The 22,439-nt window shown below is 57.5% G+C and carries 17 protein-coding genes; 6 read left to right on the top strand and 11 right to left on the bottom strand.

What is annotated here, in order from left to right:
- Positions 1-81: 81 nt before the first annotated feature.
- Positions 82-441, top strand: coding sequence for a 6-carboxytetrahydropterin synthase QueD (queD, locus tag BHU62_RS06720; protein WP_004932638.1), 360 nt, complete (start codon positions 82-84; stop codon positions 439-441).
- Positions 442-472: 31 nt separating this feature from the next.
- Here the strand turns inward: queD and queE are convergent, their stop codons facing one another.
- On the bottom strand, positions 473-1,144 hold the full coding sequence (queE, locus tag BHU62_RS06715; protein WP_033649243.1) for a 7-carboxy-7-deazaguanine synthase QueE: 672 nt from the start codon (positions 1,142-1,144) through the stop codon (positions 473-475).
- A gap of 327 nt (positions 1,145-1,471) precedes the next feature.
- Between queE and BHU62_RS06710 the strand changes: the two genes are divergently transcribed.
- From BHU62_RS06710 to BHU62_RS06695, 4 genes are all read left to right on the top strand, one after another.
- On the top strand, positions 1,472-2,812 hold the full coding sequence (locus BHU62_RS06710) for an MFS transporter (protein WP_073530075.1): 1,341 nt from the start codon (positions 1,472-1,474) through the stop codon (positions 2,810-2,812).
- A 375-nt stretch (positions 2,813-3,187) separates the two neighbouring features.
- Positions 3,188-4,879: a urocanate hydratase gene (gene hutU, locus BHU62_RS06705; RefSeq protein WP_078062027.1), complete on the top strand. Its 1,692-nt coding sequence runs from the start codon at positions 3,188-3,190 to the stop codon at positions 4,877-4,879.
- A complete protein-coding gene (hutH, locus tag BHU62_RS06700; RefSeq protein ID WP_073530059.1) occupies positions 4,876-6,411 on the top strand; it encodes a histidine ammonia-lyase in 1,536 nt (511 codons plus the stop codon). Before hutU ends, hutH begins: the two co-directional genes overlap by 4 nt.
- A gap of 102 nt (positions 6,412-6,513) precedes the next feature.
- Complete coding sequence (locus BHU62_RS06695) at positions 6,514-7,908, top strand: amino acid permease (RefSeq protein ID WP_073530040.1); 1,395 nt, start codon at positions 6,514-6,516, stop codon at positions 7,906-7,908.
- 118 nt (positions 7,909-8,026) lie between these two features.
- Here BHU62_RS06695 and eno read toward each other — a convergent pair whose 3' ends face one another.
- From eno to xyeA, 7 genes are all read right to left on the bottom strand, one after another.
- Entirely contained in the window at positions 8,027-9,322 is a 1,296-nt protein-coding gene (gene eno, locus BHU62_RS06690; protein WP_004932670.1) for a phosphopyruvate hydratase, read from the bottom strand.
- Positions 9,323-9,403: 81 nt separating this feature from the next.
- Entirely contained in the window at positions 9,404-11,041 is a 1,638-nt protein-coding gene (pyrG, locus tag BHU62_RS06685) for a glutamine hydrolyzing CTP synthase (RefSeq protein ID WP_073530039.1), read from the bottom strand.
- Positions 11,042-11,344: 303 nt separating this feature from the next.
- A complete protein-coding gene (locus BHU62_RS06680) occupies positions 11,345-13,468 on the bottom strand; it encodes a peptidase domain-containing ABC transporter (RefSeq protein WP_073530019.1) in 2,124 nt (707 codons plus the stop codon).
- A 3-nt stretch (positions 13,469-13,471) separates the two neighbouring features.
- Complete coding sequence (locus BHU62_RS06675) at positions 13,472-14,689, bottom strand: HlyD family secretion protein (RefSeq protein WP_073530018.1); 1,218 nt, start codon at positions 14,687-14,689, stop codon at positions 13,472-13,474.
- Between the two features lie 4 nt (positions 14,690-14,693).
- Positions 14,694-15,557, bottom strand: a complete 864-nt coding sequence (locus BHU62_RS06670) for a hypothetical protein (RefSeq protein WP_073530017.1) — start codon at positions 15,555-15,557, stop codon at positions 14,694-14,696.
- The gene (gene xyeB, locus BHU62_RS06665; RefSeq protein WP_073529960.1) at positions 15,554-16,732 is read right to left on the bottom strand and encodes a cyclophane-forming radical SAM/SPASM peptide maturase XyeB; all 1,179 of its coding nucleotides are present in this window, start codon (positions 16,730-16,732) and stop codon (positions 15,554-15,556) included. Before xyeB ends, BHU62_RS06670 begins: the two co-directional genes overlap by 4 nt.
- A 65-nt stretch (positions 16,733-16,797) precedes the next feature.
- On the bottom strand, positions 16,798-16,953 hold the full coding sequence (gene xyeA, locus BHU62_RS06660) for a XyeA family cyclophane-containing RiPP triceptide (protein WP_071891933.1): 156 nt from the start codon (positions 16,951-16,953) through the stop codon (positions 16,798-16,800).
- 281 nt (positions 16,954-17,234) lie between these two features.
- On the opposite strand from xyeA, the gene BHU62_RS06655 reads away from it, so the two are divergent.
- Complete coding sequence (locus BHU62_RS06655) at positions 17,235-17,795, top strand: recombinase family protein (RefSeq protein WP_073529959.1); 561 nt, start codon at positions 17,235-17,237, stop codon at positions 17,793-17,795.
- 110 nt (positions 17,796-17,905) lie between these two features.
- Here the strand turns inward: BHU62_RS06655 and mazG are convergent, their stop codons facing one another.
- The 3 genes from mazG to rlmD form a co-directional block, all read right to left on the bottom strand.
- Positions 17,906-18,700 (bottom strand): nucleoside triphosphate pyrophosphohydrolase, encoded by a 795-nt coding sequence (gene mazG / locus BHU62_RS06650; protein WP_073529958.1) that lies wholly within the window; start codon positions 18,698-18,700, stop codon positions 17,906-17,908.
- A gap of 90 nt (positions 18,701-18,790) precedes the next feature.
- Positions 18,791-21,022: a GTP diphosphokinase gene (gene relA, locus BHU62_RS06645; RefSeq protein ID WP_073529957.1), complete on the bottom strand. Its 2,232-nt coding sequence runs from the start codon at positions 21,020-21,022 to the stop codon at positions 18,791-18,793.
- A 9-nt stretch (positions 21,023-21,031) separates the two neighbouring features.
- Positions 21,032-22,381: a 23S rRNA (uracil(1939)-C(5))-methyltransferase RlmD gene (gene rlmD, locus BHU62_RS06640; RefSeq protein ID WP_073529956.1), complete on the bottom strand. Its 1,350-nt coding sequence runs from the start codon at positions 22,379-22,381 to the stop codon at positions 21,032-21,034.
- Positions 22,382-22,439 lie beyond the last annotated feature (58 nt).

Raw genomic sequence — 22,439 nt, 5'->3', positions numbered from 1 at the left:
GTAGACCATAACGGTATAAATGGCAAGCAGACGCGCTTTCCGGTACTATGCGGCGGTTTTTGAGTCAATGAGGCCGTAATAATGGCAACCACGCTGTTTAAAGATTTTCAGTTTGAAGCCGCACACCGTTTGCCGCACGTGCCGGAGGGCCATAAATGCGGCCGCCTGCATGGGCATTCGTTTATGGTGCGTCTGGAAGTGACCGGTGAAGTGGATCCCCACACCGGTTGGGTGATGGATTTCGCCGAGCTCAAGGCTGTGTTCTCCCCGATCTGGGAGCGGCTGGATCACCATTATCTGAACGATATTCCAGGATTGGAAAATCCCACCAGCGAAGTGCTCGCCGCCTGGATTTGGCAGCAGCTCAAGCCCCAGTTGCCGGAACTGACTGCGGTGATGGTGAAAGAAACCTGTACCGCGGGATGCGTATATAAAGGTTAAAAGAAAGGGCGCCGCAACGGCGCCCTGAATTTTAGGCGATGTTCAGATACTTGTGGGTCTGCATCGACAGCCGCCAGTTGCGCGCGATGCAGGTCTCGATGCACAGGCGGGTCGCCTCTTCTTTCTGGCTGATCGGCTGCAGCGCGATAATCCGCGCCTTGTCATCCTGCAGCGTCGCCAGCAGCGTATCCAGCGCCTCGATGTCGCGCTCGCGCGCCACCGGATGCTTCACCTCGTCGGCGCGCCGCAGCGCCTGATCCAGCACCTTCATGCCGCCGCGCATGTTCACCTTCGGCGAGACCGTCACCCAGGTTTTGGCGGAACAGCGCACCTCGTGGGTGCCGCTGGTTTCAATCTGGCAGCCATAGCCGTGCTGTTCGAACAGCTCGGTCAGCGGCGTCAGATCATAAATGCAGGGTTCGCCGCCGGTGATCACCACATGGCGCGCGGTGTAACCCTGCTGACGCATCACCGCCAACAGCTGCTCGGCGCTGGCATTGCCCCAGGCGTCGCTTTCCTCTGTTTTGACCAGGATCCGTTGCAGGTCGACTTCCCGATTGGCTTCCTTTTCCCAGGTATGTTTGGTGTCGCACCAACTGCACCCTACCGGGCAGCCCTGCAAGCGGATGAAAATGGCCGGAACGCCGGTAAAAAAGCCTTCGCCCTGCAAGGTTTGGAACATCTCATTGATCGGGTACTGCATCGGTTTCTCAATCTGGAAAAGTAAAAAGTGATTATCGCAGATTCCGGCCCGGCGACCAAACGGCCAAAATTGTATTAAATTTTATCCTCCGCACCGCCGCCAGCATATCTCACCGTCAATGACGTTCATTTAATTTGTTAACCGGGATTTGCCATTTCATCTACGGTGCAACCTGCTCCACAAAAAACAACACGCAGTTAACAAATAAGATAATTATATTTGACATAAAGCGCCGACGCGCAGATGTATAGACAAGCAAACACAAGCCGAGCGCCAGTTTCGGCCACGTTCCATCCATCACGACTACATCTGCGTTTAGAGGGTGCCATGACTCATTCCACCAGCGAGTTGAACATTCAACAGGCCATCGACGACAGCAAGTTTTCGCTGTTTCACTGGACCCTGATCATTCTCGGGTTCCTGATCCTCGCCATCGACGGTTTCGATACCGCCGCCATGGGTTATATCGCCCCCTCGGTCGCCAAAGACTGGGGCATCGTCAAACAGGATCTGGGGCCGGTGCTGAGCGCCGCGCTGCTGGGGCTGTCGCTCGGCGCGCTGATCGCCGGGCCAATCTCCGACCGCATCGGCCGCAAGCGCGTGCTGGTGTTTTCCTGCCTGTTCTTCGGCCTGTCGAGCCTGGCCACCGCCTACGCCGGCTCGCTCAATAGCCTGACGCTGTGGCGTTTCCTCACCGGCCTCGGGCTGGGGGCGGCGATGCCTAACGCCATCACGCTGATCTCCGAATACGCGCCGCAGCGCTGCCGCTCGCTGGCGATCAACACCATGTACTGCGGCTTTCCGCTGGGCGCGGCCGGCGGCGGTGCCATTTCATCGTGGCTGATCCCGAGCTACGGCTGGCACAGCGTGCTGTTGCTCGGCGCCATTGCGCCGCTGGCGTTGACGGTCTTGCTGATCCTGCTGCTGCCGGAATCGGTCAAATATATGGTCAACCGCGGGCAGGATGCAGCGAAGATCAAGCGCATCGCGCAACGCTTCGTCAGCCAGAGCCTCGACGGCGTGACGCGTTTTTACCTGTACGAAGAGAAGCTAACGCAGGCCAAGACCAGTGTCGGCCTGCTGTTCAGCCGCCCTTACCTGCTCGGCACGCTGATGCTGTGGCTGACCTACTTCATGGGGCTGGTGATCTACTATGTGTTGCTGAGCTGGATGCCAATCCTGATGCAGGGGCTGGGTTACCAGCTGGAACAGTCGGCGATGCTCACCTCGCTGTTCACCTTCGGCGGCACGCTCGGCATCCTGGTGGCCGGCTGGCTGATGGATCGCTGGAATGCGCACAAGGTCGTCTCGAGCGGCTTTGTCGTCACCGCCCTGCTGATCGTGGCGATGGCGACTGAAGACAAGCAGATCGTATTGCTGGGCGCCTTCATCTTCCTGATGGGCGTCACCATGAACGGCGCGCAGTCCGGGCTGCAAACGCTGGCGGCCACCTTCTACCCCACCCACAGCCGCGCCACCGGCATCGCCTGGATGCAGGGCATCGGCCGCTTCGGCGGCGTCGCCGGCACCATGATGGGCGCCCAGCTGCTGGCGATGCAGTGGGAAGTGCAGAGCATCCTGATGTTCCTGTGCGTACCGGCACTGATCGCCGCCATCGCCACGGTGTGCAAGATGAGCCGCAAGCCGATGCTGCAACCGGCCGCCTGAGCCGCAAGAAGCCCGCTCCGGCGGGCTTTCCCCCGCGGCGATAGGATTTGTTTATCCCCCTCGCCGCAACTGTAATCAGTCTGTAAAAATATTGTGACTAGCCGCCCAAAAATGAGTCAATTTTAATTCATTTTTGCCGTTCAGCTCACTTTTCTCCTGCGTTTCTCGCCTGACAGCGGCGATGAAAAATCATTTATTTATCTGAAATAAAAAGGAAATAACTTTTTCTTATGCCGATTTTCAGCGGCAACTGGTCAGTGTTGCATATGCTTGTACATACAAGTATATGTTAATAAGCCCTACGCATTATTATGCCGTGGTACTCATCCCCACCGCGGCATGGAATCTGCACCGATACTGTTTGAGGAAACTGCTGTGACTACAAATAACAAAGTTCGCAATGTCGATGTACGCGCGCCACGCGGCACACAATTAAACGCAAAAAGCTGGCTGACCGAAGCGCCGTTACGCATGCTGATGAACAACCTCGATCCTGAAGTCGCGGAGAACCCACACGAGCTGGTGGTGTACGGTGGCATCGGCCGCGCCGCACGCGACTGGGATTGCTACGACAAGATCGTCGAAACCCTGAAAACGCTGGAAGAAGACGAAACCCTGCTGGTGCAGTCCGGTAAGCCGGTCGGCGTCTTCAAAACCCACAGCAACGCGCCGCGCGTGCTGATCGCCAACTCTAACCTGGTGCCACACTGGGCGACCTGGGAACACTTCAACGAACTGGACGCCAAAGGCTTGGCCATGTACGGCCAGATGACCGCCGGCAGCTGGATTTACATCGGCAGCCAAGGCATCGTCCAGGGCACCTATGAAACCTTCGTCGAAGCGGGCCGCCAGCATTACGACGGCAGCCTGCAGGGCCGCTGGGTGCTGACTGCCGGTCTGGGCGGCATGGGCGGCGCACAGCCGCTGGCCGCGACCCTGGCGGGCGCCTGCTCGCTGAACATCGAATGCCAGCAGAGCCGCATCGACTTCCGCCTGAAAACCCGCTACGTCGATGAGCAGGCCAAAGACCTGGACGACGCGCTGGCCCGCATCAAAAAATACACTGCCGAAGGCAAAGCCATCTCCATCGCCCTGTGCGGCAACGCGGCGGAAATTCTGCCGGAGCTGGTACGCCGCGGCGTGCGCCCGGATATGGTCACCGACCAGACCAGCGCCCACGACCCGCTGAACGGCTACCTGCCGAAGGGCTGGAGCTGGGAAGAGTACCGCCAGCGCGCGCAGACCGAGCCGGCTAAAGTGGTCGCCGCCGCCAAACAGTCGATGGCCGATCACGTAAAAGCCATGTTGGCGTTCCAGCAGATGGGCGTGCCGACCTTCGACTACGGCAACAACATCCGCCAGATGGCGAAAGAAACCGGCGTCGACAACGCTTTCGACTTCCCGGGCTTCGTACCGGCCTATATTCGTCCGCTGTTCTGCCGCGGCATCGGGCCGTTCCGCTGGGCGGCGCTGTCCGGCGATCCGCAGGACATCTACAAAACCGACGCCATGGTGAAAGAGCTGATCCCGGATGACGAACACCTGCACCGCTGGCTGGACATGGCGCGCGAGCGCATCAGCTTCCAGGGCCTGCCGGCGCGTATCTGCTGGGTTGGCCTCGGCCAGCGCGCCAAGCTGGGCCTGGCGTTCAACGAGATGGTGCGCCGCGGCGAACTGTCCGCCCCGATCGTCATCGGCCGCGACCACCTGGATTCCGGCTCCGTTTCCAGCCCGAACCGTGAAACCGAAGCGATGAAAGACGGCTCTGACGCAGTCTCCGACTGGCCGCTGCTCAACGCCCTGCTGAATACCGCCAGCGGCGCAACCTGGGTTTCCCTGCACCACGGCGGCGGCGTCGGCATGGGCTTCTCCCAACACTCCGGCATGGTGATCGTCTGCGACGGCACCGATGAAGCCGCCGAACGCATCGCCCGCGTTCTGCACAACGACCCTGCCACCGGGGTCATGCGTCACGCCGACGCCGGTTACGATATCGCCATCAACTGCGCCCGCGAGCAAGGCCTGAATCTGCCAATGGTTGCCGCGACCCAAGGAGAAAAAGCATGAAAGCGCTGACTATTCGCCCAGGCAAACTGACGCTGGCCCAACTGCGCGACGTCTATCAACATCCGGTTACCCTGACGCTGGACGACAACGCCTACGCGCCAATCCAGCAGAGCGTGGCCTGCGTGGAACGCATCGTTGAAGAAAACCGCACCACCTACGGCATCAACACCGGGTTCGGCCTGCTGGCTTCGACGCGCATCGCCCGCGACGATCTGGAAAACCTGCAGCGTTCGATCGTGCTGTCGCACGCCGCCGGCGTGGGTGAGCCGACCGACGACAACCTGGTGCGCCTGATCATGGTGCTGAAGATCAATAGCCTGTCGCGCGGCTTCTCCGGCATCCGTCTGGAAGTCATCCAGGCGCTGATCGCGCTGGTCAACGCCGAAGTCTATCCGCATATCCCGCTGAAGGGCTCGGTCGGCGCTTCCGGCGACCTGGCACCGCTGGCGCACATGAGCCTGGTGCTGCTGGGCGAAGGCCAGGCACGCTATCAGGGCCAATGGCTGCCGGCGACTGAAGCGTTGGCCAAGGCCGGCCTGAAACCGCTGACGCTGGCGGCGAAAGAGGGTCTGGCGCTGTTGAACGGCACCCAGGTCTCCGCCGCCTTCGCGCTGCGCGGCCTGTTCGATGCGGAAGATCTGTTTGCCGCCGCCACCGTGGCGGGCAGCCTGACGGTGGAAGCGGCGCTGGGTTCCCGCAGCCCGTTCGATGCACGCATCCACGACGTGCGCGGCCAGCGCGGCCAGATCGACGCCGCCCTCGCCTACCGCCATCTGCTCGGTGAGCGCAGCGAAGTCTCCGACTCGCACCGCAACTGTGAAAAAGTGCAGGATCCTTACTCCCTGCGCTGTCAGCCGCAGGTGATGGGCGCCTGCCTGACGCAGATCCGCCAGGCCGCCGAGGTGTTGGAGATCGAAGCCAACGCCGTTTCCGATAACCCGCTGGTGTTCGCCGAACAAGGCGACGTGCTGTCCGGCGGCAACTTCCACGCCGAACCGGTGGCGATGGCTGCCGACAACCTGGCGCTGGCGTTCGCAGAAATCGGCTCGCTGTCCGAGCGCCGCATCTCGCTGATGATGGACAAACACATGTCGCAGCTGCCACCGTTCCTGGTGGAAAACGGCGGCGTGAACTCCGGCTTCATGATCGCCCAGGTCACCGCTGCGGCGCTGGCCAGCGAGAACAAAGCGCTGGCGCACCCGTCGAGCGTCGACAGCATCCCGACCTCCGCCAACCAGGAAGACCACGTCTCCATGGCACCGGCCGCCGGTCGTCGCCTGTGGAGCATGGCGGACAACGTGCGCGGCATTCTGGCAGTCGAATGGCTGGCCGCCTGCCAGGGCCTGGATTTCCGCAACGGCCTGAAGACCTCGGAAGGTCTGGAGCAGGCGCGCCGTCTGCTGCGCGAGCATGTCAGTTTCTACGACAAGGATCGTTTCTTCGCCCCCGACATTGAAGCCGCCAGCCAGCTGTTGGCGGCCGGTCACCTGACATCGCTGCTGCCTGCGGCGCTGCTGCCTAGCCTGGCATAATCATCACACACTGAATCACGCAGTTTATTCTGCCCCACCGGGTGCGTTCCACCCGGTGTGGGCAGCGCGTGCCTGTTCGGCAAACACTTAACGGGAAACAACATGCGTAACGAAACGACACAACTCAGACGCGGACTAAACGCGCGACATATCCGTTTCATGGCTCTCGGCTCGGCGATCGGCACCGGCCTGTTCTACGGCTCCGCCGGCGCCATTCAGATGGCCGGCCCGGCGGTGCTGTTGGCCTACCTGGTGGGCGGCGCGGCGGTCTTCATGGTCATGCGCGCGCTGGGTGAAATGGCGGTACATCAGCCGGTTTCCGGCTCGTTCGGCCACTACGCCAGCCACTACCTCGGCCCGCTGGCCGGGTTCCTCACCGGCTGGACCTACACCTTTGAAATGGTGATCGTCGCCCTGGCGGACGTCACCGCCTTCGGCATCTATATGGGGCTGTGGTTCCCGGACGTCGCCCAGTGGGTTTGGGTGCTCAGCATCATTCTGTTTATCGGCGCGCTCAACCTGTGCAGCGTCAAAGTGTTCGGTGAAATGGAATTCTGGCTGTCGTTGGTCAAGGTCGCCGCCATCGTGGCGATGATCGTCGGCGGCGCGGCGGTGATGCTGTTCGGCTTCGGCCAGACCCAGCACGCTACCGGCCTCAGCAACCTGTGGCAGCACGGCGGCTTTATGCCTAACGGCATCGGCGGCGTGGTCGCTTCGCTAGCGGTCGTGATGTTCGCCTTCGGCGGCATCGAAATCATCGGCATCACCGCCAGCGAGGCGAAAGACCCCGCCAAAGTGCTGCCGAAAGCGATCAACGCCGTGCCGGTGCGCATTCTGCTGTTTTACGTGCTGACGCTGACGGTGCTGATGGCAATCTACCCGTGGAACAGCATCGGCCAGAACGGCAGCCCGTTCGTTGAGATTTTCAGTAACCTCGGCATCAGCTCCGCCGCCAACGTGCTGAACGTGGTGGTGATCACCGCCGCCATCTCGGCCATCAACAGCGATATCTTCGGCGCCGGCCGCATGATGTACGGCATGGCGCAGGACGGCCAGGCGCCGCGCAGCTTCTCCAAGCTGACCAACAGCGGCGTGCCGTGGATGACAGTGCTGGTGATGTCGGTCGCCCTGCTGCTGGCGGTGGTGCTCAATTACCTGATCCCGGAGAAGATCTTCATGATTATCGCCTCGATCGCCACCTTCGCCACCGTCTGGGTATGGCTGATGATTCTGCTGTCGCAGGTCGCCATGCGCCGCACGCTGTCGCCGGAAGAAACCCGTCAGCTGAGCTTCCCAGTGCCGTGGTGGCCGGTGGCGCCGGCGCTCGCGACCGCCTTTATGGTGTTCGTCATCGGCCTGCTCGGTTACTTCGAAGAGAGCCGCATCGCGCTTTACGTCGGGCTGGCGTGGATCGCTCTCCTCACCGTGGCTTACTGGCTGTGGGTGCGCAAGAAAGGCGGCGGCTCGCCGGTGAGCGCGGCAACGCAGCAGATGTAACGCTCGCTTCTGATGAAACCCGCTGCGGCGGGTTTTTTATTACTCGCTTTTGGCCGAACGTCGGCCATAAAAAAACCCGCCGCAGCGGGTTTTTATTTTACAACCGAATCAGTCGAACTTACTGACCTTTAACTTCTTTCAGGCCGTTGAACGGTGCGCGGTCGCCCAGCGCTTCTTCGATACGGATCAGTTGGTTGTACTTGGCAACGCGGTCAGAACGGCTCATGGAACCGGTTTTGATCTGGCCGGCCGCAGTACCTACCGCCAGGTCGGCGATGGTCGCGTCTTCGGTTTCGCCGGAACGGTGAGAGATCACCGCGGTGTAACCGGCATCTTTCGCCATCTTGATAGCAGCCAGGGTTTCGGTCAGAGAACCGATCTGGTTGAACTTGATCAGGATGGAGTTAGCGATGCCTTTCTCGATGCCTTCTTTCAGGATCTTGGTGTTGGTAACGAACAGATCGTCGCCAACCAGCTGGATTTTGTCGCCCAGTACTTTGGTCTGGTAAGCGAAGCCCGCCCAGTCGGATTCATCCAGGCCGTCTTCGATAGACACGATTGGGTACTGTTTGGTCAGCTCTTCCAGGAAGTGAGTGAACTCTTCGGAAGTGAAGGCTTTGTTGCCTTCGCCGGCCAGCACATACTTACCGTCTTTGTAGAATTCGGAAGCCGCGCAGTCCATCGCCAGAGTGACGTCTTTGCCCAGCTCGTAGCCCGCTGCTTTTACCGCTTCAGCGATAACAGCCAGCGCTTCGGCGTTGGAGCCCAGGTTTGGCGCGTAGCCGCCTTCGTCGCCCACGGCGGTGTTCATGCCTTTGGCTTTCAGGACTTTCGCCAGGTGGTGGAACACTTCAGAACCGATGCGCACCGCTTCTTTCAGGGTTTTCGCGCCAACCGGCTGAATCATGAATTCCTGAATGTCGACGTTGTTGTCAGCGTGCTCGCCGCCGTTGATGATGTTCATCATCGGCAGTGGCATGGAGAATTTGCCTGGGGTGCCGTTCAGCTCAGCGATGTGCTCGTACAGCGGCATGCCTTTAGAGGCTGCGGCCGCTTTCGCTGCTGCCAGGGAAACCGCCAGAATGGCGTTGGCGCCGAAGTTGGATTTGTTCTCGGTGCCGTCCAGCTCGATCATGATCTTGTCGATGTTCGCCTGGTCTTTGGCATCTTTACCCAGTACTGCCTGAGCAATCGGACCGTTTACTGCAGCAACGGCTTTCAGTACGCCTTTACCCAGGAAACGAGACTTGTCACCGTCACGCAGTTCCAGCGCTTCGCGGGAACCGGTAGAAGCACCCGACGGCGCAGCCGCCAGACCAACGAAACCGCCTTCCAGATGAACTTCGGCTTCAACAGTCGGGTTACCGCGGGAGTCGATGATTTCACGACCGATGACTTTAACGATTTTGGACATTAGGTTTTCCTCAGTACAAGTTAAACTAAAACTCCAGACAAACAGCGCGCGGTTCTCACCGCGCGCCGCCTACCAAATATTTTATTTCACCTGGCGCTTCTGATGCTCGCCTGCGGCTTTCACGAAGCCGGCGAACAGCGGATGCCCATCACGCGGCGTCGATGTAAATTCCGGGTGGAACTGACAGGCCACAAACCACGGGTGATTCGGCAGTTCAATGATCTCAACCAGCTTGTTGTCGGCGGAAAGACCGGCGACACGCAGCCCTGCGGCTTCGATCTGCTTCAACAGCATGTTGTTAACTTCGTAACGGTGACGATGACGCTCGACAATGGTCGGTTCGCCGTACATCTGACGCACCAGGCTGTTGTCGCTCAGGTTGCACTGTTGGCCACCCACGCGCATCGTGCCGCCCAAATCGCTTTCTTCGCTGCGCACTTCAACGTTGCCGTCTTCGTCGCGCCATTCGGTGATCAACGCCACCACCGGGTACTTACAGTCTGGCACAAACTCGGTGGAGTTGGCGTTCTCCATGCCAGCCACGTTGCGAGCGAACTCGATCAACGCTACCTGCATGCCCAGACAGATGCCCAGGTAAGGGATGTTGTTCTCGCGCGCATAGCGTGCGGTCATCACTTTGCCTTCCACGCCGCGGTAGCCGAAGCCGCCCGGGATCAGGATCGCGTCCAGCCCTTTCAGCACTTCCACGCCGCGGGTTTCCACGTCCTGCGAGTCGATCAGCTTGATGTTCACGGTCAGACGGTTTTTCAGCCCGCCGTGCTTCAGCGCTTCGATCACCGACTTGTAGGCGTCCGGCAGCTCAACGTATTTGCCGACCATACCGATGGTCACTTCACCGCCCGGATTGGCTTCTTCGTAGATCACCTGTTCCCATTCGGCCAGGTTAGCTTCCGGTGCGTTCAAGCTGAATCGTTTACAAATATAATCGTCCAGCCCCTGAGATTTCAATAGGCCTGGGATTTTATAAATAGAATCAACGTCTTTCAGAGAGATAACCGCTTTTTCCGGCACGTTGCAGAAAAGCGCGATTTTAGCGCGTTCGTTAGCAGGAACCGCGCGATCGGAACGGCAAATCAGCACATCAGGCTGAATACCGATGGAAAGCAGCTCTTTTACGGAATGCTGGGTCGGCTTGGTTTTCACTTCGCCGGCCGCCGCCATGTATGGTACCAGCGTCAGGTGCATGTACAGGGTGTGCTCGCGGCCCACTTCCACCGCCATCTGACGGATGGCTTCGAGGAACGGCAACGATTCGATATCGCCGACGGTGCCGCCGATTTCCACCAGTACCACATCGTGGCCTTCGCCGCCTTCGATGATGCGCTCTTTGATCGCGTTGGTGATGTGCGGAATGACCTGCACGGTCGCGCCCAGATAGTCGCCGCGGCGTTCTTTACGCAGCACGTCGGAGTAGATGCGGCCGGTGGTGAAGTTGTTGCGGCGCGACATTTTGGTGCGGATGAAGCGCTCGTAGTGACCCAAATCCAGATCGGTTTCTGCGCCGTCTTCGGTGACGAAAACTTCCCCATGCTGAATCGGGCTCATGGTGCCCGGATCCACGTTGATGTACGGGTCCAGTTTCATGATGGTAACGTTGAGGCCACGGGCTTCAAGAATAGCCGCCAGAGAGGCTGCGGCAATGCCTTTACCCAGAGAGGATACGACCCCGCCGGTCACAAAAATATAATTAGTTGTCATGCTGAACCTGAGAGTTTAGGTTTAAAGACGATGGAAGAACCAGGACGGGAAAGTAGTATACCCGAACCTCTCCTGACCTACAAACGATCGTTTTGCTGTCCATCATCTCGGCCGCCCTCCCGTGTTCATCAGGGTTTACTCCGCCGGCGCCGCACAAACCCTCCTGGTAAAACAAAGAGTTAGCGGGGTAAATTTCTTTTTACCGCCCCTCGGGAGCGATAAAACACCTTAGATTTCAGTTTGTTGTCTTTTACATGCCGACGGCAACCATGCGCCTTTGACATGACCGCAAGCTTAACCGTTTCAGCCAGAATGAACCTTGTCGGCGATCAACATTGTGGCGGCGGTTCGGGTTTCCTGCTTGACCCAAGTATTCAGATGAAGATTAAAGACCCTATCCGCTGACTTAATCATTTCGGGGCGATGTGCGACAAAAATGCGGGTTATCGGCAACCGCCCGATGGCGCGGGTGATCTTTTTCTCGTTATCGATATCGAGATCGCTGGTTGCTTCATCCAGCAACAGCACTCCCGGTTGCCTGTACAGCGCCCTGGCGATAGAAATACGCTGGCGCTGCCCGCCTGAAAGCGTGCTGCCGATATCGCCGATCATCGAGTCATATCCCTGTGGGAAAGCGCCGATTTCCTCGTCAATGGCTGCATGGTTGGCGCATTCCGCCATGCGTTCCACGTCCGGTGACGCAGTAAAGCCGGTAATATTCTGCCGTATGGTTCCGGCTAAAAGCTTGTCATCCTGCATGACAAAAGCGACATGTTCGCGGAGGGTTCGTCGCCCCATGCCGGACACCCCCGCGCCATTGATGAAAACATCCCCCTCGGTGGATTCGTACAGCCCAGCCAGCACATGGAGGAACGTTGACTTGCCGCATCCGGACGGCCCGACAATGGCGACGTTTTCTCCGGGCATTACCTCAAGATTGATCCCCTCAAAGATATTGCGCTCAGATTGGGAATGGCGGAACGCCAGGTTGCGGATCACGATATGCCCATTCAACTGTGGCGGCGCCCGCTCTTCCTCATCCCGTTCCACAGGCGAAACGGCCACATCCGTCAGACGCTGGCTGTGCATGGATACCAGGCAGAAATCAGAAACCGCGTTGACTAACTTCACGGTGCGGGTAATCACCATATCGGCATAAAGCATCACGGCCAACAATGCGCCGGTCGTGATGCCTTTATCAAATCCGATGGCCCCGACGCTAAGCACGAAAATCCCGGAAAATCCCACCAGCAGCACGGCCGCCGTGTTGGTCAGCAGATCGAGTTTAAACAGCTGGTTCCCCGCGTGCGTGCTGTTGACCACATGGTTGACCCATTCGCGCCGACGAACCGGCGTCAGGTTCAACATTTTGATCGCGCCGATCGCTCTGACGGTTTCAAGGAAATGGGAGGACTGCACCGCTTCAAAAGCGATATGTTCAATTTTACGATTGCGGTAGGTCGAGAACAGGCCCGCCTTCAAGGCGGCATAGGCACAGGCGGCGATCAGAGGACCAATAGCCAGCACAGGTGAATAGGTAAAAATGATCGCCATCGAAATGACAATCACGATCGCGTCAAGCAGGGAGGCGACCATATCGGCCGTAAACGCGTCTTGAATGGCGGTCAACGACTGGAAGCGCGACGCGATATCGCCGGTGTGACGCTTCTCAAAAAATGACAGCGTGAGCTTGATAAGCCGGTTAAAGAACATTTCAGCCCATTTCACGCCGAGCGTGTAGCGCAGGTTCATCAAAATCCAGGCACGCACCACCGAAAAGGCGGACTTAATCAGCAACGCGGAAATAACCACGATACCGACAAAGAATATGCCTTCGCGGTCTGATGAACGCACTAATGTGTCGATCGTAAATTGTGACGCGGCGGGTACCGCAATGGAGAGCAGTTCCACCAAAACCGAAAGCATCAGAACACCGGTAAAAATGCGCCTCAACCCCCGCACGCCGCGGAAAAGATCGGATACGGTGACATTCATTTCCAGTGGTTTCTTGTCGAAGGTCTCCGCAGGCCACGCTTCCACCAAAACGCCGGTAAATTTATCCGACAGTTCACGCAATGAGATACTGCGGCGGCCAATGGCAGGATCCAGGATCACTGCGCCCCGACGCGTCACTTTCACCAGAACCACAAAATGATTGAATGACCAGTGAAGAATCGCGGGGCGGCTAAGAGAGCGCAGTTCATCCAGCTCGACTCGCGAAGCACGAGCCGTCATCCCCACCCGTTCAAATGCCGTGATGAGGTCTCGCAGCGTCATCCCGTGGCTGCCGATCCCGTGAAGGGTACGCGCAGAGGCAAGATCGATGCGTTTGCCGAAATAGCCGGCCATCATGGACAAACAGGCCAACCCGCACTCATTCGTTTCCGACTGTAGAATCAGCGGTGTTTTTTGCCAGGAAAAAAACATGTGTCAACTCTCAGCCGTCATGCGGTTAATACTTTGTTTTAATGGTAAGAAGAGCCATTCCCAGATGCGCCGATGCGTCGTCAATATGTCGGCCTCAACGTCCACGCCCGCGGGCAGCGCTCGCGTTCCGGCATCGGGCGCGATCAACACGCGAAAACGCCGATTATTTCCCGTCAGGGCCTCAGGACTCGCACTGACGGCGGCAACCGTACCGGACACTTTCCCAAACCACTCCCACGGCAAGGATGCGACCCGCATGAAGACATGCTGACCCGCTTTCACCTCCTGCAGCGCAGAGGGCGGGATCCACATTTCAACGTACGGACGTGCATTTTCCGGTACCACCACCGCAGCAATCGCACCGGCGGTCACTCTCTGACCCTCCAGTATGCTCATTGAGGCGACGACGCCATCCAGCGGAGCAACCACGCGGGACTCGACCACGGCAGATGCGTTAATTACCTGTTGCTGCAGCGTGACTTTCTGCTGCTGCATTTCTGTCAGCGACTGCTTTTCTTGCGCTTCCGAGCGCGCCAGCTCATCCACGAATTGCAACCGTTCTCCTTGCACGCGCGCGATGTTGATTCGATGCAGACTCAGCTGTGCAACGGAGCTGTGGTATTCGTTCTCTCGCTCGATTTTCTCTTGTACGGTCGTGACGCCTTTCTGGAACAACTGTTGATAAAACTCCATGCGTTTTTTCAAACCGACGCCGCGTTCTGATTCTGCCTCCGCCGCCGCTCGAATCGCCGTCATTTCCTGCTCTTTGGCGCTGACTTTCTCACGCAAGCGCTGGCGCTCCTCTTCTCCCTCTCTACGCCGTTCCCCCCCGCGCTTTTGCAACTCGGTGAGCTGGCGCTGCGCCGCATCTTGCAATGCCTGATTCATACCTCCCCCGACGTAGGCGACATCGCGTGAAAACGTCGCGATGACATCCCCTTTTTTAACCCTTTCCCCTTGGCGTACTTCGATGCGGCCGATTATCCCGTCATGGTTAAACACCGCCTCAGCAGCGGAAGGCGTATAGATCACGCGCCCGGTCACGGGGACTCTTTTGGCATAAGTGGTAAATAACAGGAGGGTAGCCAACAGCAAAACGCCAACGGCGCTCCATAACGCGATGGGCAACACCGATGGCGCCGACACGGTAAAGTCGCCCAGCCAGGCGTTTTTTTTATGCTGCAACGCCTCTGGGCGGAAAAGCGAGTTCTCTTTGTCCATCGAACTAACGGCTGATATAAAGCAGGCGTTCAGGCATATCGATGATCACCTGATGTCCCCGCATAAACTTCATCCCCAACAGGCCGTCAAAATCCAGTTCCGGGGGCGTGGCGCCAGAAGCGACGACCGCCTGGTCATCACGAGCCTTACCTTCGCGATCCGTAAAAGCGATTTTTGTCACCCGGCAATCCAGGTTCGACGCTTCCGGCTCGATGTCGCGGCACCCAGAGAAAAGGAGCCCTGGCGGCAAGCGGTCTGAAAACAGGAGAGAGTGGCTGGCGGCGGTATCGACGATCAAATGCAAAGGCGCATCGCCTGCAGAGGCGGTAACACGCAGCCCAGATGCGGTTTGTTCAATGGGGTAGGATGACCATTTCTTTATGTCAGACGGCAAATGCGCCAATATCTGCAGCCGGTCGTTTTGAAAATCCATCAGAACCCGACGTTCGCGAAATAGCCCCAGCCCCATCACTTCATTCACAGGAACATCACCACCGATGCTTAATCCCCACGGTTTAAAACTTACCGCCTCAACATTATCGAAAGGGATATTGGAAATAAATAATCGGCTAATCTTCCATGAGGAAACTTTATTTTCACCCCCTGACACATCCATCAACCGACGCGGGGCTTGTTCGGTCGCTTGCAGGCCCGGATTAGCCACTAAATTGTCAAGATCGTGTTTATAAAGATGCATCCCCTCCCCGCTGCCGGTATCCAACATTAAGGTATGAAGACGGTTATCGATCCGAACATCAATTAACGGCAGCCCGCGTTCATCATACCGCAACCGCCCAAAATCAGCGGGAAGGCTCGCCATGCTGATGCCGGAAAACAAGAATGCCAATAAGGATAGGCGCTTGATCATGAGTTAACCTCTAAGTTTCTCATGATTATATCCTCTGCCACGCCCGATTCAATCAAATGCGAGGCCGCACGGCTCATAATCTTTCTTACCGACGGACAAAACACAGTTTCACGGTTAAAGTCATCGGTGGCGGAATAACGCTGAATATGACGCCCGCCGCCACAGGCTTTTTGCCAGACACAGTCAACGCAAACGGTAGGAAGCTGATTATTCACAGCCATATATTTTTTCATCTGCCATGAAGCGAGGGTATCTGACAGCATTAAATGATGAACATTTCCAATAGGCGTAAATATAGGGTCATTGGTCGCTCTCAGCGTATCATCCACATACAGTTCACCATCGGAACTCACCGTGAAAGCGAGAGTATCGTTCCCGGCTTTGCTTACTCCCATTACTGGATTGAATTCTGAACTCAACATGGATTGAATGTGCGTATGGAAGTAGCGCACATAGACGTCTTTATCCGCGTCAAAAAAGAACTCGTCCAGCGCCGAGCAATAAAAATCCGCCAGTCCTTCCGGATCCGTGCATGTGTCATGACTTTCATCCGGAATGAGGAAATCAAATTTTTTGCATTTCAGCACATCGACAAAATGGCGATAGATTTCAGCCCCTTTGACCGAAGGGTTAGCGACGCACAGGATACCGGGCTCATCGATCAACCTGCCCGCTTTCCAGGCGGCCTGCAACATTTCCAGCCCCTTTACCGTGCCTTCATAGGTACTACGGCCTTTTCTATCCAGGCGATGTCTGTCGTTAATGTGCTTGGGCCCATCAATAGAAATACCCACGCTGATATTATATTTTGAGAAAATATCAATCCACTCATTATCTATAAGAATAGCGTTTGTTTGGCAGGCAAGGTTAAGCCTGGCGCCATGATAATCACCTGAGATGAGTTCTTTACAGGCATTTTCGAATCTCTCTTTGCCCATCATTAACGGCTCACCGCCATGAAAGTCTACCTGAACCGTTTCGATTTCGTATTCCTGGCAGGCGCGCTCGAAAAACCCTCTCAGGTCTTTAATGATGTTATGAGAAATAATTGGTTTTGAATTTATTGCCAAATCATTACCCAGGTTGAACACATAGCAATACGTACAGTTAATGTTGCATCGTTCACTAACCTTTAGAATTATTTCAAGATGCTTTATTTTTTGCTTATTCGTCATTGCCTGCACCACTGTTCAACAAGGGAAGAAATGCAGGGCGGTTTCCCACCCTGCACCAAGATTAATTAGAAACTCTTAGACCAACGCGCAAAGGCGTTGACCCAACCGCCAGAAACGCTATCCAGCATAGATTGAGCCAGTGCTTTTCGTGCGTCTTTTTTATCAGCTGCAACGGTTACGGCTGCTTTGTTCATGCTAATTTCTTTGGCTAATTTAGACATCACATAATCCTTTCTGTATTGCACACCGGAATTGATGTGCATAAACACCTTTGCTTAAACATTGTTAAAAATAAAGAATGAAAGTCAAAAAGTGTTACGTAGGATAAGTTTTTTGTTACTGAGTTGATAATTTAAAGACTATTCCAAAAAGTTGAGCTATACATCTAATCTAATATAAAACCGAAAAATAGAAACGTGTCAGAATAAGGTCAAAAACTTATTTACTGACACAGGAAATTAAAGTCATAGATTATTCATGACATATTCAGCATCGGAGGCATATGAACGGTCAGCGAATTGGCTACATTCGCGTTAGCCACTTTGATCAGGATCCCGAGCCGCAACTGGAGCACCTTCGGGTAGACAACGTATTCATTGATAATGCGTCAAACAAAGACGTGCAGCGACCCGAACTGGATGCTCTGTTCTCGACGGTACGCGACGGCGATACCGTGGTGGTTCATAGTATGGATAGATTCGCGCGCAACCTGAATGACCTGCAGCGCCAGGTGCACAGGCTGGCCGATAAAGGCGTAACGATTGAATTTGTAAAAGAGAGTCTAACGTTTACCGGTAACGATTCATCAATGGCAAATGTGATGCTGTCTATCATGGGCGCATTCGCCGAGTTCGAACGGGCTTTGATTCGTGAACGCCAACGCGAAGGCATCGCGCTGGCCAGAGTACGCGGTGCCTATCGCGGTAGAAAAAAATTGCTGTCCTCTGAGCAACAGGCTGAATTGCGGTTACGTGCGACAAACGGTGAGACGAAAGCACAGCTTGCCCGCGAATTTGGCATCAGCAGAGAAACGTTATACCAATATCTGAAAAGGTGCGGCTAATCGCCGGCCGGCGACGAATGCGGCGGCCCCTATCCTGAAAGGCGATTGTCAGCCGATACTTGAGTCGGTAAATGAAGAAACGCACTCATCGTGCGTTCCCTCCCATCCGCTCAGATTTCAGATTTTTTCACCTGCTGCCAGGCGTCTTCCATCTGTTCCAGCGTCGCGTCTTCCAGCCGCAGCCCGCGCTGTTTGACGATCGCCTCCACCTGGCGGAAGCGGCGCTCGAACTTGCGGTTCGCGGCCTGCAGCGCGTTCTCCGCCTTGTGGCCCAAATGGCGCGACAGGTTCACCGTGGCGAACAACAGATCGCCGATCTCCTCTTCCAGCTTGCTTTCGTCGACCACCGCCTGGCGAGCTTCATGCATCACTTCGTCGATCTCTTCGTACACTTTGTCCAGTACCGGGCCCAGGGTGTGCCAGTCGAAGCCGACCGAGGCGCAGCGTTTCTGGATCTTGTGAGCTTTCATCAACGCCGGCAGCGCCTGCGGAATGTCGTCCAGCACCGAGTGCAACTCTTTTTCGGCGCGTTCCCCGGCCTTCAGCTGCTCCCAGCGCGCCGCCACGGCTTCGCTGTCTCCCCCCTCGGCGTCGCCGAAGATATGCGGATGACGGCGTTCCAATTTGTCGCTGATGGCGGTGCACACTTCATCGAAATCGAACAGCCCCTGTTCCTGCCCCATCTGGGCGTAGAACACGACCTGGAACAACAAATCCCCCAGCTCGTCGCGTAGATCGGCATAGTCCTGCCGCTCGATGGCGTCCAGCACTTCGTAAGTCTCTTCCAACGTGTAAGGCGCGATAGTGGCGAAGGTTTGCTTGCGGTCCCACGAGCAACCGATCTGCGGGTCGCGCAGCGTTTTCATGATGTTCAGCAGGCGCTGCAGCGGAGTAGATTGGGTCATAAAAAATCTCTGAGAAAAAAGGGGGGAGGCCGGATTTCATGGATTTCGAGCCGCATCCGCTATCGATGCGGCTCGCAAGACGCAGGGGACTTAATTGCCGTGCAGACGCTTGGCGTCTATCACGTCCGGCAGCTGATTCAGTTTCGCCAGCACCCGTCCCAGCACCTGTTGGTTGTAGATTTCGATATCCATGTCGATGGTGGCCAACTGCTTCTTGGTGTCGCTGCGGCTGGCGACGCCCAGCACGTTGACCTTTTCGTTGGCCAGAATGGTGGTGATATCGCGCAGCAGCCCGCTGCGATCGTTGGCCATCACGCGCACCACCAGCGAATAACCGCTGGAGTAGCTTTCGCCCCATACCGCCTCGACGATGCGCTCCGGCGCGTGCGACTGCAGGTCGACCAGCTGATCGCAGTCCGCACGGTGGATAGAGATGCCGCGCCCCTGGGTGATAAAGCCGACGATGTCATCACCCGGGATCGGCTGGCAGCAGCGGGCAATGTGGTGCATCAGATTGCCCACGCCTTCCACCACCACCCGGCCGTTGTCCTTGTTACGGGTCGGCGGCGGCGCTTTCTGCTGCGACAACTGGCGCAGCGCCTCGCGATCCTGCTCTTCGGCGCTCGGCTTGTTGAACTTGCCTTGCAGGTAATTCACCATTTGGTTCAGGCGAATATCCCCACCGCCGATCGCCGCCAGCACTTCGTCCAGCGAGTTCATGTTGTAGCGCGGGATCAGCAGCTTCTCGGCCTCTTTCAGGCTGATGCCGAGGTGCTCCAGTTCGTTGTCCAGCATCTGGCGACCGGCGAGAATGTTCTTGTCGCGATCCTGCTTGCGGAACCAGTTGTGGATCTTCGAACGCCCGCGGCTGGTGGTGACGTACCCCAGGTTCGGGTTCAGCCAGTCGCGGCTCGGGTTCGGCTGTTTCTGGGTGATGATCTCAATCTGATCGCCCATCTTCAGCTGATAGGTAAACGGCACAATGCGGCCGCCGATCTTGGCACCGATGCAGCGGTGACCGACGTCGCTGTGAATATGGTAGGCGAAATCGAGCGGCGTGGAGCCGGCAGGCAGATCCACCACGTCGCCTTTCGGGGTAAACACATACACCCGATCGTCGAACACCTGGCTGCGCACTTCGTCGAGCATCTCGCCGGAGTCCGCCATCTCTTCCTGCCAGGCAATCAGCTTGCGCAGCCAGGCGATACGTTCTTCGTAGCCTGAGCGTACGGTGACCCCCGCCCCCTCTTTGTACTTCCAGTGTGCGGCCACGCCCAGCTCGGCGTCTTCGTGCATTTGCCGGGTGCGGATCTGAATTTCGACGGTTTTACCGCGCGGCCCCAGCACCACGGTGTGGATCGACTGGTAGCCGTTGGGTTTCGGGTTAGCGACGTAGTCGTCAAATTCGTCCGGCAGATGGCGGAAGTGGGTATGTACGATGCCCAGCGCCGCGTAGCAATCCTGCAGACGCTCCGCCACGATGCGCACCGCGCGTACGTCGAACAGTTCGTCGAACGCCAGGTGCTTTTTCTGCATCTTGCGCCAGATGCTGTAGATGTGTTTCGGCCGGCCGTAGATCTCGACCCGAATGCCTTCGTTGGCCATCTCGGCGCGCAGCCCGGCGACGAAGTCGTCGATGAACTGTTCGCGATCGATGCGGCGCTCATGCAGCAATTTGGCGATGCGTTTGTATTCATCCGGGTGCAGGTAGCGGAAGCAGAAATCCTCCAGCTCCCACTTCAGCTGGCCGATGCCAAGCCGGTTGGCCAGCGGGGCGTAGATATTGGAACACTCTTTCGCCGCCAGTACGCGTTCGTCTTCCGGCGCGTCTTTGACCTCGCGCAGATGGGCGATGCGCTCCGCCAGCTTGATGACCACGCAGCGGAAGTCCTCCACCATCGCCAACAGCATGCGGCGCACGTTGTCGACCTGTTCGGAGGCCATCGAGTCGTTTTGGGTGGCTTTCAGTTGGCGAATGGCGTCCATATCGCGCACGCCGTGCACCAGCGCGGCGATGCCCTTGCCGAACGCTTCGGTCAGGGTCTCTTCCTGCACGATGCCGGCGTCCACCAGCGGGAACAGCAGCGCGGCGCGCATGCTGTCGTTGTCCATGCTCAGCGTCGAAAGGATTTCCACCATCTCCAGACCGCGCCACAGCAACAGCGAGGCGTCGGGATGGTTTTGGGTTTGCTGTTCGCAATAGCGCCAGGTTGCGGCCAATCGATCACATGACTGCGGGTTAGGTAGCCCCAAGCCGGCGATCCACTCGTCGAGAGCGAACTCACCCGCCGTATTCAGATGTGCACTTCTTACCGCAACCATAACCTCTCCCTACTTTGCAGCGACCTCTGGCGCGCGCTCGTTGATAAACAGCGCCATTGATTCAAGATGCCCCGTGTGCGGAAACATATCCAACATCCGCACGCGCGCAAGACGATAACCGGCGCTCAACAGCACTTTGCTGTCGCGAGCCAGCGTGGTGGGGTTGCAGGAAACATACACCACCCGCGCCGGCGCCAGTTTTACAATATGTGACATCACCCCGGCCGCACCGGCGCGGGCGGGATCCAGCATCACCTTATCAAATCCTTGTGCTGCCCAAGGTTGCCGCTCAACGTCCTCCTCCAGATTCTCGTGGAAGAACGAGGCGTTATTCAGCTTATTCTTATGTGCATTATATTGCCCATTCGCTACCAGCGTGGCAACACCTTCGATGCCCACCACCGCAGCGGCACGGCGCGCCAGCGGCAGCGTGAAGTTGCCCATGCCGCAGAACAGGTCCAGCACCCGATCATTGGGTTGAATGTCGAGCCATTCAAGGGCCTGCGCCACCATTTGTTGGTTTACGGCGTCATTGACCTGAATAAAGTCGCGCGGACTGAAGTCTAAGCGTAGCCCGTCAACCTGATAATACGGCGTTTCACCGCACAGTTTTTCCAGCCGATCGCTGTCCGGCGCCAGATAAACGGCAACGTTTTCCCGCTCGCCGAACGCCAACAGCGCCTGCCGATCCGTCTCTTTCAGCGCGTCGAGATGACGCAGCACCAGCAACGGGCCGTTCTCCGCCAGCACCAGCTCCACATGCCCCAGCCGCCGCACTGCCTGCAGCCCGCTCAGACAGGCGCTCACCGGCGCCAGCAGCTGTTCCAACTCCGGCCGCAGCACCGGACAGCGATCCACCGCCACCAGCTCGTTCGAGGCCGCCTGCCGAAAGCCCATCATCAAACGCTGCTGCTTCGGCTGCCACGCCAGGCTCAGGCGAGCGCGGCGGCGATAGCCGTATTCCGGGCCGGCTATCACCGGTTCCTGTTGCGGGGTCACCCCGGTTTCGCGGGCGATCATGCGCACCAGCGCCGTCGCCTTGCTCTGCTGTTGCAACGCCTCATCCGCATGCTGCTGCTGGCAGCCGCCGCACACGCCGAAATGCGGGCAGCGCGGTTCCACCCTCTGCGGGCTGCGGTTCAACAGACGCTTGAGTTTGCCTTTGGCGAACTGACGTTTGTCTTCGGTCAGCTGGATTTCCGCCTGCTCGCCCGGCAGTACGCCCGGCACGAACACCGCTTTGCCGTCGTGGCGCGCCACGCCCTGGCCAAAAGGATCGAGATCGCTCACCGTCACGGTGAAGATTTGTGAGCTCTGCCGGGTCGTCACGCGGCGTTTGGGGGAGTAGAATTGCGCCATATTTGTCGATTGTGTGCTGGTTCATTAAGCTAGTGTCAGCTGTCAATTCTCCCACATT

The sequence above is a fragment of the Serratia marcescens genome (assembly GCF_001902635.1).
Classification (GTDB): domain Bacteria; phylum Pseudomonadota; class Gammaproteobacteria; order Enterobacterales; family Enterobacteriaceae; genus Serratia; species Serratia marcescens_F.
The sequence above is the reverse complement of the archived record's forward strand: the minus strand, read 5'-3'. Positions and strand labels throughout refer to the sequence as shown.

What these genes read in the sequence shown, in the direction of transcription:
- queD (WP_004932638.1), top strand. Translation starts at nt 82, where the DNA reads ATGGCAACCACGCTGTTTAAAGATTTTCAGTTTGAAGCCGCACACCGT.
- queE (WP_033649243.1), bottom strand. Translation starts at nt 1,144, where the DNA reads ATGCAGTACCCGATCAATGAGATGTTCCAAACCTTGCAGGGCGAAGGC.
- BHU62_RS06710 (WP_073530075.1), top strand. Translation starts at nt 1,472, where the DNA reads ATGACTCATTCCACCAGCGAGTTGAACATTCAACAGGCCATCGACGAC.
- hutH (WP_073530059.1), top strand. Translation starts at nt 4,876, where the DNA reads ATGAAAGCGCTGACTATTCGCCCAGGCAAACTGACGCTGGCCCAACTG.
- BHU62_RS06695 (WP_073530040.1), top strand. Translation starts at nt 6,514, where the DNA reads ATGCGTAACGAAACGACACAACTCAGACGCGGACTAAACGCGCGACAT.
- eno (WP_004932670.1), bottom strand. Translation starts at nt 9,322, where the DNA reads ATGTCCAAAATCGTTAAAGTCATCGGTCGTGAAATCATCGACTCCCGC.
- pyrG (WP_073530039.1), bottom strand. Translation starts at nt 11,041, where the DNA reads ATGACAACTAATTATATTTTTGTGACCGGCGGGGTCGTATCCTCTCTG.
- BHU62_RS06680 (WP_073530019.1), bottom strand. Translation starts at nt 13,468, where the DNA reads ATGTTTTTTTCCTGGCAAAAAACACCGCTGATTCTACAGTCGGAAACG.
- BHU62_RS06675 (WP_073530018.1), bottom strand. Translation starts at nt 14,689, where the DNA reads ATGGACAAAGAGAACTCGCTTTTCCGCCCAGAGGCGTTGCAGCATAAA.
- BHU62_RS06670 (WP_073530017.1), bottom strand. Translation starts at nt 15,557, where the DNA reads ATGATCAAGCGCCTATCCTTATTGGCATTCTTGTTTTCCGGCATCAGC.
- xyeB (WP_073529960.1), bottom strand. Translation starts at nt 16,732, where the DNA reads ATGACGAATAAGCAAAAAATAAAGCATCTTGAAATAATTCTAAAGGTT.
- xyeA (WP_071891933.1), bottom strand. Translation starts at nt 16,953, where the DNA reads ATGTCTAAATTAGCCAAAGAAATTAGCATGAACAAAGCAGCCGTAACC.
- BHU62_RS06655 (WP_073529959.1), top strand. Translation starts at nt 17,235, where the DNA reads ATGAACGGTCAGCGAATTGGCTACATTCGCGTTAGCCACTTTGATCAG.
- mazG (WP_073529958.1), bottom strand. Translation starts at nt 18,700, where the DNA reads ATGACCCAATCTACTCCGCTGCAGCGCCTGCTGAACATCATGAAAACG.
- relA (WP_073529957.1), bottom strand. Translation starts at nt 21,022, where the DNA reads ATGGTTGCGGTAAGAAGTGCACATCTGAATACGGCGGGTGAGTTCGCT.
- rlmD (WP_073529956.1), bottom strand. Translation starts at nt 22,381, where the DNA reads ATGGCGCAATTCTACTCCCCCAAACGCCGCGTGACGACCCGGCAGAGC.